17 protein-coding genes are annotated in these 15,529 nt (G+C 45.5%); 9 read left to right on the forward strand and 8 right to left on the reverse strand.

All coding sequences use genetic code 11. The features are described from left to right. Window positions 1-83: 83 nt before the first annotated feature. Window positions 84-1,172: a glycosyltransferase family 4 protein gene (locus QT998_RS11040; RefSeq protein ID WP_333114620.1), complete on the reverse strand. Its 1,089-nt coding sequence runs from the start codon at window positions 1,170-1,172 to the stop codon at window positions 84-86. A gap of 175 nt (window positions 1,173-1,347) precedes the next feature. After that, a complete protein-coding gene (locus tag QT998_RS11045; RefSeq protein ID WP_333114622.1) occupies window positions 1,348-2,151 on the reverse strand; it encodes a HEAT repeat domain-containing protein in 804 nt (267 codons plus the stop codon). On the opposite strand from QT998_RS11045, the gene QT998_RS11050 reads away from it, so the two are divergent. Beyond that, complete coding sequence (locus tag QT998_RS11050; RefSeq protein ID WP_228042530.1) at window positions 2,150-2,356, forward strand: hypothetical protein; 207 nt, start codon at window positions 2,150-2,152, stop codon at window positions 2,354-2,356. The two genes, QT998_RS11045 and QT998_RS11050, sit on opposite strands and share 2 nt — an antisense overlap. 226 nt (window positions 2,357-2,582) lie before the next feature. Here the strand turns inward: QT998_RS11050 and QT998_RS11055 are convergent, their stop codons facing one another. Next, window positions 2,583-2,729 (reverse strand): hypothetical protein, encoded by a 147-nt coding sequence (locus QT998_RS11055; RefSeq protein ID WP_333089375.1) that lies wholly within the window; start codon window positions 2,727-2,729, stop codon window positions 2,583-2,585. 330 nt (window positions 2,730-3,059) lie between these two features. Between QT998_RS11055 and QT998_RS11060 the strand changes: the two genes are divergently transcribed. After that, window positions 3,060-4,838, forward strand: coding sequence for a CapA family protein (locus QT998_RS11060; protein WP_333114624.1), 1,779 nt, complete (start codon window positions 3,060-3,062; stop codon window positions 4,836-4,838). 176 nt (window positions 4,839-5,014) lie between these two features. On the opposite strand, the gene QT998_RS11065 is transcribed toward QT998_RS11060, so the two are convergent. Next, entirely contained in the window at window positions 5,015-6,106 is a 1,092-nt protein-coding gene (locus tag QT998_RS11065; RefSeq protein WP_333089373.1) for a bifunctional heptose 7-phosphate kinase/heptose 1-phosphate adenyltransferase, read from the reverse strand. Window positions 6,107-6,375: 269 nt separating this feature from the next. Next, window positions 6,376-6,918, reverse strand: coding sequence for a response regulator (locus tag QT998_RS11070; protein ID WP_333089372.1), 543 nt, complete (start codon window positions 6,916-6,918; stop codon window positions 6,376-6,378). 196 nt (window positions 6,919-7,114) lie between these two features. On the opposite strand from QT998_RS11070, the gene lipA reads away from it, so the two are divergent. Further along, on the forward strand, window positions 7,115-8,077 hold the full coding sequence (gene lipA / locus QT998_RS11075; RefSeq protein ID WP_333114626.1) for a lipoyl synthase: 963 nt from the start codon (window positions 7,115-7,117) through the stop codon (window positions 8,075-8,077). Window positions 8,078-8,244: 167 nt separating this feature from the next. Further along, window positions 8,245-8,349: a photosystem I protein PsaX gene (gene psaX, locus QT998_RS11080; RefSeq protein ID WP_255513042.1), complete on the forward strand. Its 105-nt coding sequence runs from the start codon at window positions 8,245-8,247 to the stop codon at window positions 8,347-8,349. Window positions 8,350-8,650: 301 nt separating this feature from the next. Here the strand turns inward: psaX and QT998_RS11085 are convergent, their stop codons facing one another. Beyond that, window positions 8,651-8,974 (reverse strand): hypothetical protein, encoded by a 324-nt coding sequence (locus tag QT998_RS11085; RefSeq protein ID WP_228057580.1) that lies wholly within the window; start codon window positions 8,972-8,974, stop codon window positions 8,651-8,653. Between the two features lie 226 nt (window positions 8,975-9,200). Between QT998_RS11085 and QT998_RS11090 the strand changes: the two genes are divergently transcribed. Continuing rightward, window positions 9,201-9,788 (forward strand): DJ-1/PfpI family protein, encoded by a 588-nt coding sequence (locus tag QT998_RS11090; protein ID WP_333114630.1) that lies wholly within the window; start codon window positions 9,201-9,203, stop codon window positions 9,786-9,788. A 148-nt stretch (window positions 9,789-9,936) separates the two neighbouring features. On the opposite strand, the gene QT998_RS11095 is transcribed toward QT998_RS11090, so the two are convergent. After that, window positions 9,937-10,827, reverse strand: coding sequence for a carbohydrate ABC transporter permease (locus QT998_RS11095; RefSeq protein WP_333114632.1), 891 nt, complete (start codon window positions 10,825-10,827; stop codon window positions 9,937-9,939). Window positions 10,828-10,886: 59 nt separating this feature from the next. Here QT998_RS11095 and QT998_RS11100 point away from each other — a divergent pair, with 59 nt between their 5' ends. Genes QT998_RS11100 through QT998_RS11115 form a run of 4 tightly spaced genes read left to right on the forward strand, consistent with a single transcriptional unit; the run spans window position 10,887 to window position 14,252 of the window. Next, complete coding sequence (locus tag QT998_RS11100) at window positions 10,887-11,462, forward strand: GNAT family N-acetyltransferase (protein ID WP_333217997.1); 576 nt, start codon at window positions 10,887-10,889, stop codon at window positions 11,460-11,462. Between the two features lie 49 nt (window positions 11,463-11,511). Next, on the forward strand, window positions 11,512-12,468 hold the full coding sequence (locus QT998_RS11105; protein WP_333114635.1) for a type IV pilin-like G/H family protein: 957 nt from the start codon (window positions 11,512-11,514) through the stop codon (window positions 12,466-12,468). Between the two features lie 7 nt (window positions 12,469-12,475). After that, window positions 12,476-13,150 carry a phosphoribosylglycinamide formyltransferase gene (gene purN / locus QT998_RS11110; RefSeq protein WP_333114637.1) on the forward strand — a complete coding sequence of 225 codons (675 nt, stop codon included), beginning with the start codon at window positions 12,476-12,478 and terminating at the stop codon, window positions 13,148-13,150. Further along, the gene (locus QT998_RS11115; RefSeq protein ID WP_333089361.1) at window positions 13,104-14,252 is read left to right on the forward strand and encodes a class I SAM-dependent methyltransferase; all 1,149 of its coding nucleotides are present in this window, start codon (window positions 13,104-13,106) and stop codon (window positions 14,250-14,252) included. Before purN ends, QT998_RS11115 begins: the two co-directional genes overlap by 47 nt. A gap of 118 nt (window positions 14,253-14,370) precedes the next feature. On the opposite strand, the gene QT998_RS11120 is transcribed toward QT998_RS11115, so the two are convergent. Next, window positions 14,371-15,519 (reverse strand): Wadjet anti-phage system protein JetD domain-containing protein, encoded by a 1,149-nt coding sequence (locus QT998_RS11120; protein ID WP_333114683.1) that lies wholly within the window; start codon window positions 15,517-15,519, stop codon window positions 14,371-14,373. Between the last annotated feature and the right edge of the window lie 10 nt (window positions 15,520-15,529).

Below are 15,529 nucleotides of genomic sequence, written 5' to 3' on the forward strand. Positions count from 1 at the left end.
AATTTTAGATGAAATTTGAACTAGCGTTCAATCAATTTATCAAGGAGCTCAGTCAGCGGATATTTCTCACAGTTTTGCTATTATTACTGACGCACCCTACTAGCTGCAATCGAGTTGAACCAGTGTTGAAATCGATCGCCCAAAGCTTCCAAAGAATATTCTACCTCTGCTTGTCGCCGGCAAGCGCTGCGGTCAATTTGGTCTAAACGGGCGATCGCACCTACCAAGCCATTTACGCTGTCAGGCTCCACTAAAAAGCCCGTGTGGCCGTCTCGAACAATTTCGGCGGGGCCCCCGCGCGCGTAGGCAATCACGGGTACACCGCACGCTAAAGCTTCGATCGCGACATTTCCAAAAGCTTCTACCCAGCGCGGTGTCATCAACAAGGCTCGGCACCGGCGGACTTGCTCTTGCATTTGGGTTGTTGTCAGAAACCCTAAATATTCTACCGGAGCATCCGGGTAATCTGCACAAATTTTTTGCCAATAATCCTCATCCTGCATTTTGCCCATAATTTTTAGGGAAATGCCTGTAATTTTTGCAGCCGCCACTGCATCTTCTAAGCCTTTCTCCGGGGCGATGCGGCCTAGCCAAGCTAATTTTGATTGTGGTTGGCTGCAAAATTCGTACAGCGATAAATCTATGCCGCTTCCCAACAACTGACATTCTGCGGCAAAGGCAAAGGTTTCGGCTTGGGAAGCGGTGTAAACTCCGATCGTACCGGGAAATTGGGCGGCGGTTTGTTCGGCGATGCGATCGAGCGATCGCACCAGAGAGCCCATACTTATAAAATGGGCGATCGGAGTCCTAAAAAAAGGTGTCAAATAAAACGGCAACCAATCGTAGGCAAAATTAACAATTACATCCCATTCATCCTGAACTTGGCGCGCGTATTCCCACATATTCGCCAGCACAGCATCGGCGGGCATCACGATAGAAGCATTGTAATCTTGTGTTTGGGCAGTTACTTGCAAATCCCCCGCGATTTCGATTACGGGAATTGATTCTAATACTGAACCGACTGGTGCTACAACTGTTATTTTATGACCGCGCCAGTGTAATTCTTTGGCAATATTGAGGACTGTAAGTTCGACTCCGCCGCCCAACCCCGAACCGAGTTGGCCGACAGAAGTTGATAGAAACAATAATTTTAAAGAGTTATTAGTAGTCATTGGTTATTGGTTATTAGTTATTGGTTATTAGTTATTGGTTATTAGTTATTGGTCATCAGTCATTTATTTTAGCATAGGATCGCTCGTCGTGTTGACTGTTGACTGTTAACTGTTAACTGTTAACTGTTGACTGTTGCCCAATCCCTCCGCTTCGCGCTCGCCCAATTCCCGATGACTATTCATCCCTTTCAGAACGAGGATGGATGCGATTTAACTGATTGATTGCCCAGCGAGCAGTCTCCTGAACTTCTGCATCTGGATCGTTAGTCGCGCGGTGCAATAAATAACTGATTTGATTCACCATTTCGTAAATTCTAGTCAAGTCGCGAATCGCATTTTTTCGCACTTCTGGGTTTTCATTTTGCAGCGAAATTGACCAGGCATTATTCATGGGTTTGAGCGTGCGAATGCCAATTTCTGAGACACTTGCCAAAATTAAACTGTACTGGTTTGAGTCGGAATTTGCTAGCAAATCTAGCAACGGTTCAACAGCTCTCGAATCTCCCTGCTGGCCTAGTTCCCAAATTGCTTTGCCCCTATAAGCTGGATTTCGGTGCTGCAAATCTTCAATCAGTGCTTCAATAATATCAACGTTATTTGTATCATCTGTTTGTGCAAGGGAAATATTTTTTTTCTTATTCGTCGCTAGCGAATCACCTCGATTGGTTGTTTCGGGAAGGTTGAAACCTGTTTCGCTGTAGCCGTTGCTGTTAGTTTCTGAGGGCGCGCCGCGGGCATTAATTCGATCGCCCTCTAGCCCAGCATTCTCCGATTCGGATGCTCCAGATTCCAGGAGAGACGGTAAAGATCGATCGCTGTTGTTGTCGAGACTGTGGCCTGTTGAAAAATCCACAGGGTAGACCAATTTGCCCCGATCGCGCGGATTGGTGGCTCGATAGTTTCTTGGGTTGCGGCGATCGACTGTTCCCCCTCGACGCCTAGAATTATTTGACTCGTCGTTGCCAACTAATTTCAGCATGATAAATACTGCCGCTGCCGTGATGACAACTGCAGCCAAACCCAATATTAAGAATCCCCGCTGGCGAGACAAAATGACGATTAGATTGGAGATTGCTTTCGGGATTTTGGAATTGGATTTTGGCGGTTGGGACGGCTTAGATTTGTTTTTATCCGCCACCGGAGAGGGTTTTGGAGCCTTGGAATCCGGGCGATCGTCCGCCTGAGCAATTTCTTGGGAAACAGCCCGGTACGAAGCATTGAGAGTTTGTGGTCTTCCGTCCGCACTTGGACTGAAGGCAGCGCCCAGACAGGCAAGACAGGTCAATAAACATAAAGTGGAGCGGTAGTGCGCCATAGGACTCAATCAGGGTTTTGAGAGGCAACGCCGCGTGACGAGCTTTAGTGTAACCTTGAGTTAGCTCGATCCTAGCTGCTATGAGTCCAACTAACTTACAAATACCACGGCTTTTCACAAAAAATCTTTAATCCAGATGGTAGCGATCGAGAATTCGATCGCACAATTGTCTCAATAACGGCTGCAGCAGGTAAAGCGGTGGCATCCACAAAGTCGATTGCTACACCTAACAGAGGCAACAATCGCCTCAGTTACCTGCTGCGATGCGCCGGCAATTGTTGCTTGCCGTCGATTTCTGACCCATAGCGTCCCACAAGCAAGAGTTTAACTGTTGCGTTGGCCAGTCAGTCGATCGCTTTTTGTCTCATCGAAATCGGGGTTTGGACGGGGAGGATTTGCTGCTGCCGCCAGAAACCGGGTTTTTGAGTATATTTATGGTAGCGAAACCGCATATTTTTACTATGTTTTTTACTACGCACTTAACCCGAGTTAAATCGATCGACATTTAATCCTGTTTCACAAAATCTGATATAAGATAGAACTAAATTTTTCGTGTGAGAGTAGAGGCATTTGTGAGCCAACAAGACATCTTAAATTTAGCAAAAGAAGGCGACCCAAGGGCGATCGCATTTCTGATCGGCCAAGCACTCCACAGCTTCGGAGTCACAGCTAAAGCTAGCCGGGACAACGACACCCTGCACCTGCTGCTGGAAGCAGAACAATTACCCGCAGAAGAAGCCTGTCTGCGAGTCGCAATCAAAGGATTGCAAAGACTCCAAGCAAATAACGTTTACTCAGTAACAGTTTACGGGCGACAGGCCGGTAAACAAATGCCCGCTTGGACTCAAACAGTAGAATTAAAAAAAGCCTTAACTTTCGCACCCATTAGTCTAGCCTCACCCGTTAGCGTAGCCGCAGCCCCAATTCCTGCCGCCGTAGGCCTACGCACAGCCCCCATTCCTGTGACTTTGCCAACCAGAGAAAAAACTCACCATGTTGTCACCACAGCGCCCGCTCCAACACCCGAAAAATTTCCGCCCCAACCCCGGAAAATCCCAACTCCCAAACCCACAAACCAAGGCCAGCCAAAGCCATCACCGCGCCCAAAGTTAGCCCGCACTAAAACTAAAAAATCTTGGCTGTCAGTCGGTGTCCTGAGTCTGATTCTCGTGCCGATATCCGGCTTTGTTTTGCGCGCTCAATTTCACAAATCCTCCAGCACCGCCCCGATTAATTCTCTCACCTCAAAACCAGCAGTACCAAAAGCGCGTGAAGTGCAGCTATCGGGCAGCGCATCGACACCAGCACCAGCGCCCGCAGCCAAACCAGAGCCCGCTCCAAAATCGCCCTCTCCCGCAGCACAAAAACCCGCCAATCTCCCCGCCACAGTCAGCATCAAAGCCGTTGGCGACATCATCCCCGGCACCAATTTTCCCTACAACAAACTGCCAGCAAATAAGGATCGTTTATTTGATTCGGTAAAACCGTACCTTCAAGGAGCCGACATTCTGTTTGGCAATTTTGAAAGCACGATGACCGATTACCCTTACAGTTCCAAAGGAGTCGGCGGACGAATGCTGTTTGCCTTTCGGACTCCTCCGAGTTATGCCAAAATCTTCAAAGATGTTGGTTTTGATATTTTGAATATTGCCAACAATCACTCTTACGATTTTAACGAGCAGGGATTTAAGGACACGATTAAAAACATCGACAGCAACGGCATGAAAGCAGTTGGCAAAAGAAACCAAATTGTTTATCAAAATGTCAAAGGCGTAAATGTTGCTTTTATCGGTTTCAGCAACTACGGCGAAGTTCACAATTCCTTACTGGAACTTAAAGAAGGGGCAGAACTTGTCAAAAAAGCGAAGCAAAAAGCCGATATTGTAGTGATATCCGTTCATGCGGGAGCTGAAGGAACCGGAGCTCTGAATGTAAAAAATAGAAACGAATTTTTTCACGGAGAAAACCGGGGAAATATGGTTTTGTTTTCGCGAACGATGATTGATGCGGGAGCGGATTTGATTTTAGGACACGGCCCGCACGTTACCAGAGCAGTGGAACTTTACAAAGGGAAATTGATTGCTTATTCCCTGGGCAATTTTATGGGTTATCGCACTTTGTCCACAGCGGCAGAACTCGGTCAATCTCTGATTTTGGATGTGAAAATGACTCGGCAAGGGGATTTTGTTTCTGGTAAGATTATCCCCGTGGAACTAGACAAGCAAGGTATTCCGTCTGTGGATCGAGATTTTAGGAGTGTGGGGTTGATTCGCCGTTTGACAAAGAGCGATTTTCCCAACACTGGTTTGACAATTGATGACAAGGGACAAATTTTGAAGAAGAGTAAGTAGTTAGTAGTCAGTAGTCAGTAGTCAGTAGTCAGTAGTCAGTTGACTGTTGACTGTTGACTGTTGACTGTTGACTGTTGCCAACTAACAACTAACAACTAACAACTAACAACTGCCAACTGCCAACTGCCAACTGCCAACTGCCAACTGCCAACTGCCAACTGCCAACTACCAACTGACTACTCGTCAACCATTGCTTTCAAAGCTTCTTTCATTTCGTCTGCTGTTGTCGTCGCCGTACCGAATTGACGCACGACAATGCTAGCCGCTAAATTGCCCAAAACTGCCGCTTCCCAACCGGATGCACCGACGCATAAAGCTAAAGTCATTGCTGCTACAACTGTATCTCCCGCACCGGTTACATCGAATACATCAGTTTTGTTAAAAGGGGGAATATCCCAACTTTGAATGTTAAATTTTCCCTGTTGGCAAATAGATGTTGGAGAAGGTGAATTTTTGATTGTTTCGCCGTTCACCCTTTCAAACAAACTCATCCCTTCTTCGCCGCGAGTAATCAGGATTTTTTGAGCTTGAGTTAAGTTCAATAAATCGCGTCCTGCCTGCATTAAAGTTTGAGGGTTTTTGATAGCATATCCGACTGCTTGTTCGGCTTCGGGCAGGTTCGGAGTAAACAGCATTGCTCCAGAATATCGCTGCAAATCTGTTTGAGCGTCTACGATTGTTTTGCCGGGAACTACTGCCGATTCGATCGCCAAATTGGTCAAAACTCCGTCGCCGTAGTCGGAACAAACCACAGCATCTACTGTCGGGATTTGCTGCCGGATGTAGTCTGCTAATTGCAACTGCAAGTCTAAATCCGGCAACTCGTCAGATTTGCGATCGACTCGGACAATTTGCTGAGTCACTGACTGTCGCGCGTGCCCGGAAATTCGAGTTTTGGTGACAGTCGGACGCTGCGAATCGATGAAAATCCCGCCCGTATCTATTCCCGCCGCCTCAAAAATACCGCACAAAGCCTTTCCCTGGTCGTCTTTTCCTACCAAACCGGCAACTTTGACTTTGCCTCCCAGTTTGGCCAAATTGTAGACAGCATTTGCGCCACCTCCGGGTAGTTGCCGAGTATTTTCGTAGCGCAAAATCAACACAGGTGCTTCGCGGGAAATTCGCTCTACTTGTCCGGTAAGAAACTCGTCCAAGGTCAAATCTCCGATCGCTAATACCTGCGCTCGATCGAAGCAGTCTAATCTTTTCAATAATTGCTCTGTTGAGGCACGCAGTTGAGGCAAAAAATCGGAATAGTCGTTAGTCATTAACCAAAAAAATGAGACTGAGGAGTTGATTGTTGAGCATGGGAGGAGCAGCACTTAAAAGTCCTAATAAAGATTAATAATTGTTTCCTCCCTGATTTAATTTTTAACTGTTTGTTCATTGTCTCATTTGGATTTTGAGAAACCCGTTGCAGGCTGCAGGCGAGATCCCTCGCTCGACAAAATTGCAAATAATTGCATTAAGACTCAAGATCGAGTTTCACGGTGTAGCATTTTCTTTCTACATAAGTGCCTGCAAACAAACAGCAGAATTATTTCAATTTTTGCTTGATAATCGCAATCACCTGAGACATTTGTTTTTTGAGTGCATCAATTTCCGCTTGCATTTTTGCCATTTTCAGGGTCATCGCCTGAATGTCGGCAGTGCCTGCTTCTGAGCTTGGTGCTGCGGCGGCTTCGGGCAATGGTTTCCTTTTGGCCAGTACCATCGCCGATTTGATCGCCTCGGTTAGCTGCTTCTTCTCAAAGGGTTTGGCGATGAATGCAAAAAAATGCTTCTCGAAGGGTTTCGGAATTTTTTCCATCACCTCTTCTTCGCGACCCGACATGATCACCAAAGGTATCTTGGAAAGTTCGGGGTGGGCTTGCACTTTTTGATACACTTCCCAACCGCTGACTTTGGGCAGTAGGAAATCTAACATAATTAGATTCGGGCGGGCTTGGCGGATCAGTTTGAGTCCCTCTTCGCCGTCTTTTGCTTCTAGAACTTCAAAGTTACCTTGAGGTAACATTTCTCGGACTCGGACGCGGATGACTTTACTGTCATCGATTACCAAGATTTTTTGACCAGCCACGACTGACTCCTTCAGTAATGAGTGATGAGATTCGCAACCTTTAGTATATCCCTAACCGAATTCTACCCAGAATTCTGGGGAATATTGTTTTGCTGCAATGGCCGCCTGATTTTGATTTGGGGTGAGGCTGCTACAAGTTGAGGGACTTTGATTTCGGATACGATCGAATATATTAACTCGATCGCCCTTAAATTTTATGTCGCCCCAGACTCCTCAAACTCCTACTGTCAAAGCAACTGCCGCCCAAATGCGGGATGAAATCGAAGCGATGCCGGAATGGCTGCGACGGCCTCTTGGCAAAGCTAGCGAACTTTCCCAAGTGCAGAAAATTATTAAACAGCGGCAAATTCACACGATTTGCGAGGAGGGCAGATGTCCCAACCGGGGCGAGTGCTACGCCCAACAAACGGCGACTTTTTTGTTGATGGGGCCAACTTGCACCCGCGCTTGTGCTTTTTGTCAAGTAGATAAAGGTCATTCTCCGATGCCCCTAGACCCGGAGGAACCGCAAAAGGTGGCCGAGGCTGTGCAATTGTTGGGTTTGCGTTATGCGGTGCTGACTTCGGTGGCGAGGGACGATTTGCCGGATGGGGGTGCGGGTTGGTTTGCAAGGACGATCGCCCAAATCCGCCTCTTAAACCCCGATACTGAAGTTGAGGTACTGACGCCAGATTTTTGGGGAGGAATCGGTAGGGGCGGTGTCCCCGACGGGGAGAATTCCGAGCTCGACGAGTTGCAGCGAGAGCGGATTCGGACGGTGGTGGAGGCAAAACCGGCTTGTTACAACCACAATATTGAGACGGTGCGACGCTTGCAAGGGCCGGTGCGGAGGGGGGCTAAGTACGATCGCTCGATCGGCGTTCTCCGTATTGTCAAGGAATTTGACCCAACTATTCCCACCAAATCCGGTTTGATGTTGGGACACGGGGAAACCTCCGCCGAGATTGTCGAAGCGATGGCCGATTTGCGGGATGCCAAGTGCGATCGGCTCACCCTCGGTCAATACATGAGACCATCTCTAGAACACCTCCCCGTGCGTAAATACTGGACTCCGGCCGAATTTGACCGTTTTGGGTCGATCGCCAGAGAGATGGGGTTTGAGCGCGTGCGATCGGGGCCTCTCGTCCGCAGTTCCTACCACGCAGGAGCGATCGATTGAAATCAATCTCAATTTAACTCGGTATAAACTCCTAGTTACAAAAAATAACACTCTTAGATTGTGCAAATATGCCACGCTCTCTGCTATTTGTGAATACAGTGACTTATGAATTAGGAGCTTGAATCATGGCAGAGATAGCAAAGAACCAATTAAAATCCGACTCCGTGATGAAAACGGGCAAATTCCCTTACACCTTTCGCGCAGCGTGGTTTCTGTTGCTGTTAGGTATCAATTTCCTGGTTGCAGCCTATTATTTCCATATCATTGAATAGTTCTGCCACCTGAATTTTAGCAGACCCTGCTTTTGGGTAGCTCAAAGTCGGAGACGGGGAGAGTGGGGGAGTGGGAGAGTGGGAGAGGGGAAGAGGGGGAGAGTGGGAGAGTGGGAGAGTGGGAGAGTGGGAAAGGGGAGACTTTTTCCTTTTTACTACTTCGCTTTTCCTTCTGACTATTTCCCTCGTCATTCTTCCTCGTCCTTCTTGCGTCTTCCCTCTTCCTTTTGACCAATGACTAATGACCAATGACTAATGACTAATGACTAATGACTAATGACCAATGACCAATGACCAATGACTAGCGATTTCTGGATGCTTCTAACTTAGACAACCGCTCTTTAATTTTGAGCACATCCTGCTTAGTTTCAATTGCCAAAGTTGCTAAATTATCAAACATCGGGTCTCCCGAAAGCATCCTAGAATTTGTCCGGCTCGAACCAGGCCGGTTCGGAGACTGAGGGCGACTCACTCCAGAACCTTGAGACTGCAAGCTGTATATTTGTGCCCTGAGTTCAGCAATTTGACCTTCTAATTGAGTAATCCGAAACTCTAGTTGAGTCGTAGATTGAGCGGGCGTAGAAATTGGTCTAACAGTAATTGCTAAAAAGCAAATAAGACACAAAAGACAGATTTTTATGGCGCGGTGTCGAATATTTTTCGGCATAGCTTTAATAATTGAAATTATACCGTTTCCGCTTGCATCGGAATGATTGAACCACAGAGAACGCAGAGTACACAGAGGGAGAGAATATATATCTGAATCATTCCGATGCTACCGGATTTGATATGAGTCCGTTTATAGGATAACAAATCGCCGAGATTTTACGTCTCTATCAGAAGTATGTTTTATGCCACCTAAAAACGTAGCTATTTTAATGTTTGATGATGTCGAGGTGCTGGACTTTGCAGGCCCTTTTGAAGTGTTTTCGGTGACAGCAGAATTAAATTCAGAATCAAATAAAGATTCGCGACCTTTTGCAGTCTCTACCGTAGCCCAACATCCCGGTGCTGTCAACGCCCGCAACGGTTTGAGCGTAAATCCCGACTGCACTATTTCCAATTGTCCGCCACCGGATATTTTAATTGTCCCTGGGGGAAAAGGTACGAGAAAGTTGATCGATAATTCAGCAGTTATTAACTGGATCAAAGATTGTTCGCAAACAGCAGAATTAGTGCTTTCTGTTTGTACGGGTTCGTTGCTGTTAGCAAAAGCTGGCTTGTTGGAAGGATTGGCAGCAACTACACACCATCGGGCGTTAGATTTATTGAGAGAATTAGCTCCAAACACAACTATTCTTGAAAATCAGCGCTTTGTAGATAACGGCAAAATAATCACTTCTGCGGGAATTGCTGCGGGAATTGATATGTCTTTGCACGTTGTCGGTAAGCTTTTGGGCACAGCACAAGCTGAAAAAACCGCAGAGCACATGGAATAGAAAATGGGGAATTGGTAATTGGGTAATGGGCATGGTTAATTGTATAATTTGCGCGTAGTGGCGGGTTTTACCAACCATCTCGGCATAAAACCAACAATCTGGTAAACCCGCCCCCTCCGATACAGGAAGGATGCTACCAGATGTGATATCAAGCATCTTCGCTCCAAACTTTTAGTTGCACATAAACTAATATCAAAGCTACAGCCATCAGGAAAGTTGCCGCAGCCGCTGCATAGCCAAAATCGAATTGTGAAAAAGCTTGCTCGTAAATATAATAAACTAGCAAATTAGTAGAGTTCAAAGGGCCGCCACCGGTGATGACGTAAACTTGCTCGAAACTCCGCAGGGTAAAAATAGCTGTAGTCACCGTAGCAAATATTAAAGTCGGTCGCAAGCCTGGTAAAGTGATGTGCCAAAATTGTTGCCAAGCATTAGCTCCGTCCAATTCTGCCGCTTCGTAACGATTTATGGGAATTGCTTGCAATCCTGCTAAAAATACTACCATATTAAAGCCTAATTGTTTCCAAACACTGAGTAGAATTATTACTGGCATGGCCCAAACTGTGCTACTCAACCAAGGAATAGGATTTAAGCCGGTCGCCATTAAGATATCATTCACCGGGCCTTCGGTTTGAAACAACCACCGCCAACCCAAGCCAACGGCAACTAAAGAGGTAATCGAAGGGATAAAATAAGCGGTGCGGAGAGCGCCCCGCCAAGCAAAGGAGCGATTTAGCAGCACTGCTAAACCCAATGGAATCACTAAACTGGGAATGACTGTGGCCGTAGTAAAATAGATGGTGTTTTGGATAACTTGCCAAAAATCCGGGTTAGTGATTAGACGCGAGTAGTTGTTCAAACCAATTAAACGCACTCCCGACTGGGTAAAGCTGCCGCTGGTAAAGCTGAGGTAAAATAAATAGGCGATCGGCCAAATCAAAAAAGTACCCAGAAACAGCAAAGCCGGGGCCAGAAAAGTCCAAGCTGCGATCGACTCATTATCCAACCAGTTAAAACGCCCAAATTTAATCGGAACCATTTGCTTGTAAATTGTAGCTTTTAGTTTTAAATGGTATCACAATCTAGGTCAATGTCACAATGAATTTTCTCGATATATTATCTAACTTACCCACTATAGAAACAGAGAGACTATTGCTGAGAAAAATCACTTTAAACGATGCCAGCGATATGTTTGAATATGCTTGCCATTCGGAAGTCTCAGAATATACAATGTGGTCAACTCACACCTCGCTAGAAGATACTAAATATTTCATCAAATCACTGATGAAAATGTACAAAAAACGAGAGCTTGTAGATTGGGGAATTGTCCACAAAGTCGATGAAAAATTTATCGGAACTTGCGGATTTGTGGAGTGGAGCATGAACCACAGCCGCGCCGAAATAGGCTACGCACTTTCTGGGAGATATTGGGGGGAAGGATACATGAGCGAGGCTGTCAATGCGGTTATTGAATTCGGCTTTCGGGAGATGTTGCTGAATCGAATTATGGCTCGATGTGAAGTTAACAATATTGCTTCGGCGAGGGTGATGGAAAAGGTGGGGATGCAATTGGAAGGAATTTTGCGGCAACAGCTATTTGTGAAAGGCAGATATTGGGATCTGAAAATTTATTCGATTCTTAGAGAAGAGTTTTTTGATGATATTGTAAAATAGCGCTGCCAGCAAGCGGTACAATGATTGTGCAGGTCAGGGGTTGACTTTTATGCAAAAAACATACTTAAATATTTCCAGATTGCTGATTGGTGGCTGTTGCCTGTTGTCTGCGAGCAGGCTTGCTATAAGTGCGACGATCGCCCAACCGATCGTCGCAGCGCCAGCCCCAGTCCCCGCCCAAACAACTCCCACAGCCAAAACTGTAGCCGAACAATTAGTAGGACAGTGGCAGTTACAATATCTATTATCCGTTCCGGTAACAGTAATTTTTACACAAGAAGGCAAATTATTTATACTCACTTGGTCATTTCCTTTTGCACCTCCAACCGAGCCTTTAACTGCCTATGAATTAAAATACAGAATTAACTCTACTACCCGGCCGATGGCAATAGATGTAACCGCCAATGCAATCGAAACTTGGCAGACAATCTTTGAATTTACTCGCAACGGTCAAATGCGCGTAGAATTCATGGGTTTAAAGCCGGAAGAAGCCAGACCAACTACTTTTACAACGGGTGCACTTTTTCTCCAAAAAGTTTCCAACACTACAGCTTTGCCTCGAAATACAAAAATAAAAATACTTAACACGTTTGAGCCAGAAACTCCGCGACAAGCCTATGAAAGTGGGCAAGATATTCGGTCTGCGCTTAATTCTCAACAAGCTTTCTATGCCGAAAATGCCAAATTTGCTAGAACGTTTGAGGAACTGGGTATAGGAATGAAGTTTGAAGAAGAAAATTACCGCTATCAATTTTTATCTCAAAGTGATTTCACTCAAGATGTAATCATGACGGTTCAAGCTAAAACCCCTCGATTGAGAAGTTATACAGGTGCAGTATTTCTAGTTAAAGTGAAAGACGATCCAGAAAATGTTGTAACTAGCATTGCATTTAGTTGCGTAACAAATTGGCCTTCTACTTCACCTCCACCGAGACCAATTGTTCCTAAAAATAACGACCCGGAAAACTTTCTATGCCCCGCTGGTTCCTCTTTGACAACACGGTAAAACTTTGATGATTGCAGCAAATACTAATTCTACAGACTGTTTGATTTCTCCCGCAATTCCTCCCGCACTCATAGAGAGAAAGGCGAAGATTGCCGCGTCCTTAAAAATAGGAATTCTAGCATCAGGAAGTGGCAGCAACTTCGAGGTAATTGCCCAAGCAATCCAAAACCAACAGCTTAATGTTCAAATTCCAGTATTAATTTACAACAACCCCGACGCCAAAGCCGCGACCAGAGCCAAAAAATACGGCATTCCTTCGATTTTGCTCAATCACCGCGATTGCAAAAGCCGCGAAGAATTAGATACAAAAATTGTTAAAACTTTTCAAGCTCATGATGTAGAATGGGTAGTAATGGCGGGTTGGATGCGTATCGTTACCAAAGTTTTGCTCGATGCTTTTCCCGACAAAGTTATTAACATTCACCCCAGTTTGCTGCCGAGTTTCACAGGAATTCGCGCTGTCGAACAAGCACTCGCAGCCAAGGTTAAAATCACCGGATGTACGGTGCATATCGCCCGTTTAGAAGTAGACAGCGGGCCGATTTTAATGCAGGCTGCCGTGCCGGTATTGCCTGATGATACCGCAGAAACGCTGCACGCGAGAATTCAGGTGCAAGAGCACAAGATTATGCTCGGTGCGATCGCCCTTATTGCCGAATCCCATCAACAACATTGTGACTAAAAACCTCACCAGTTCCGCATCTGTCCCGGAATTACCAGTCAGCGACTCGCCCCAAAAAAGGCCGCCGCTGACCGACTGCAATCGCTTGCAATTAATCCTGAAAGACAGGCTCAAAAAGAACATCGGCATCAAGGGAGAATTCTATCTGCCTTGCTTGCCATCGATGCTAGACGACTATCTTAAATTACTGTCAGACTTCTTAAACATTCTCGGACAAAACATCGACGCTGCCCAAGCCGAAAACTTGCGAATATTAATCGCCAACGCCTTAGCAGAAGGATTCAAAAATTCTCCCCACGCTAATCTAATAGTTTCATACTTTCCCGCCAATTCCCAAACCGGTTTAGCCGACGGCATTACTCTGAATACCAAGATTCAAATCGAATCAATGGCCGAGAAATATCATAGCTGGCCGGATATTCGCCCCGAACCTTTATTTGGTAGCCATCCCGATGCCAAAGTCATCGCCATTGCCACCGAATTAGGGGAATCAAGTAAAGCACCTATTTTAGATGTCGGTGCGGGCCCAGGGCGCAATAGTTTGCCTTTAGCAAGGTTAGGTCATGCCGTGGATGCGATCGAGCTAACACCGATATTTGCCGATCGACTATCAGCAGCAGCCACCGCCGAAAACTTGCCGATCAATGTCACTCAAGGCGACGTTTTAGACCCTTTATTGAGGATGAAAACCTATCGGTACAAATTAGCCATTGCTACCGAAGTTATCTCCCACTTCCGCTACCCCGAACAAGTCCGCTTATTCCTCGGTAAAATGTCCGATGCTGTTTTAAGCGGCGGGTTTATCTTATTCAGTGCTTTCTTAGCAGTAGATGGCTACGAACCCGACGAGATGGCAAAACAAATGTCTGAATTGTGTTGGTCTTATCTGATTACTAAACAAGAATTGCAAGCAGCAATCGAAGGTTTGCCGTTAGAAATTATTTCTGATGAATCTGTGATTGAATACGAACAAAAACATTTGCCTGAGTCGGCGTGGCCGCCGACACCTTGGTTTGTCAGTTGGGCTAGCGGGCGCGATTTATTTTCGGTGCAAGAAACGCCGCCGTTGGAGTTGCGGTGGATACTGATTAAACGCTTGTAAAGAGCTGTTTCTTTTATGTGGGCTTATATCATCTCCGGTAGCATCGGAATTAGGTAATGCGAGCGGGGATCACGCGAGTTCATCCAAATATATGATTCCGATGCTACCGGAAACGATATTACCGATAGGTCAAATTATTCAACCTGCAAATTACAAAATCCTTCGGTATCTTTTCCTGTTCTAAACGAATTGTTTGCTTGCATAAATCAGCAAATAAATCATGCTCCTCCGGTGTCAGGTAAAATAAGTTAGCAACCTTGCACAATTTACCCGGCACAGCAGATTCCTGAAATGTATCGAAAGTTTCTCGATCCATCATAACAGAAATTGTTTTATCAAAATAAGACCTTAACTGCGAAAGAATCTGGAACCCTTGGGCATCCAAATCGCCCCAGTAAATTATTTGGCAATTCCTTAGCCACTCAACATCTTTTAAAATAGCTACATTAAACCCCTTTCCCCACAGCGCAAAGCTGTTGGTTAAATCAGGCAAAGTGCGAAAATTCATCAGATTCTCAGTAATAATAAAGCGGTATCCTTGAAGATTGCGACGTTCAAAATCAGAAATGAGTATGCTCATCTCCGAGGTGCTAATGCCATGCTTCACCTGTAGGTTTTGATCCAAAGCTCTGATAGTTACCGATGGCTCAGCATATCGCAAACCAAATCGCTTTTCAAAATCATTTTCTTCTTGATTAATAGCATCATCTGGCAGGATAGCTGACAGCAATTCATTTAGAATACCTTTATTTTGTTCGATGAACTTAGTGTGAACATTTATCGGTAGTTCGCGAATATAAAGCTGAGGTTTGGGATGGTGCTGAAAATACAAGCATACAGGCAATAAATTCTCCCATTTTCCTAAGTGATTGATTACTTTTTGAGGATTTTGATTGAGCCAGATATTCAAATCAGGAATTTCATTTCTAATCCTTGCTACCACTTGTTTAAAATCAGCAAGTTCAGGTTCCTTATTCAGGAATTTGAGATAATCTGTCTCTGTTTCAAATGTAATTCGGGATGGTAAAGACTGGATATCAAATTTGCGAGTTTTCCGCTGGATCAGCTCAACTTGATACCCGTAGCCAACGAACTTTTTTGAGCCTTTCAGAAGTTGCTGTACAGCATCTCTTAGCTTCAGGTAGTCGTCGGGAATTTTACCAGCGGGAAAATCTCGCGGGAAAAAAGGTTCTCCCTGGAGCAAGGATTGCAGGAAGGGAATATATAGTCGATCGGCTTTTTTTCTGATTTCTTCGGGGGTAATCATCAACAGACGC

The organism is Microcoleus sp. S1D4 (assembly GCF_036700765.1).
Taxonomy (GTDB): domain Bacteria; phylum Cyanobacteriota; class Cyanobacteriia; order Cyanobacteriales; family Microcoleaceae; genus Microcoleus.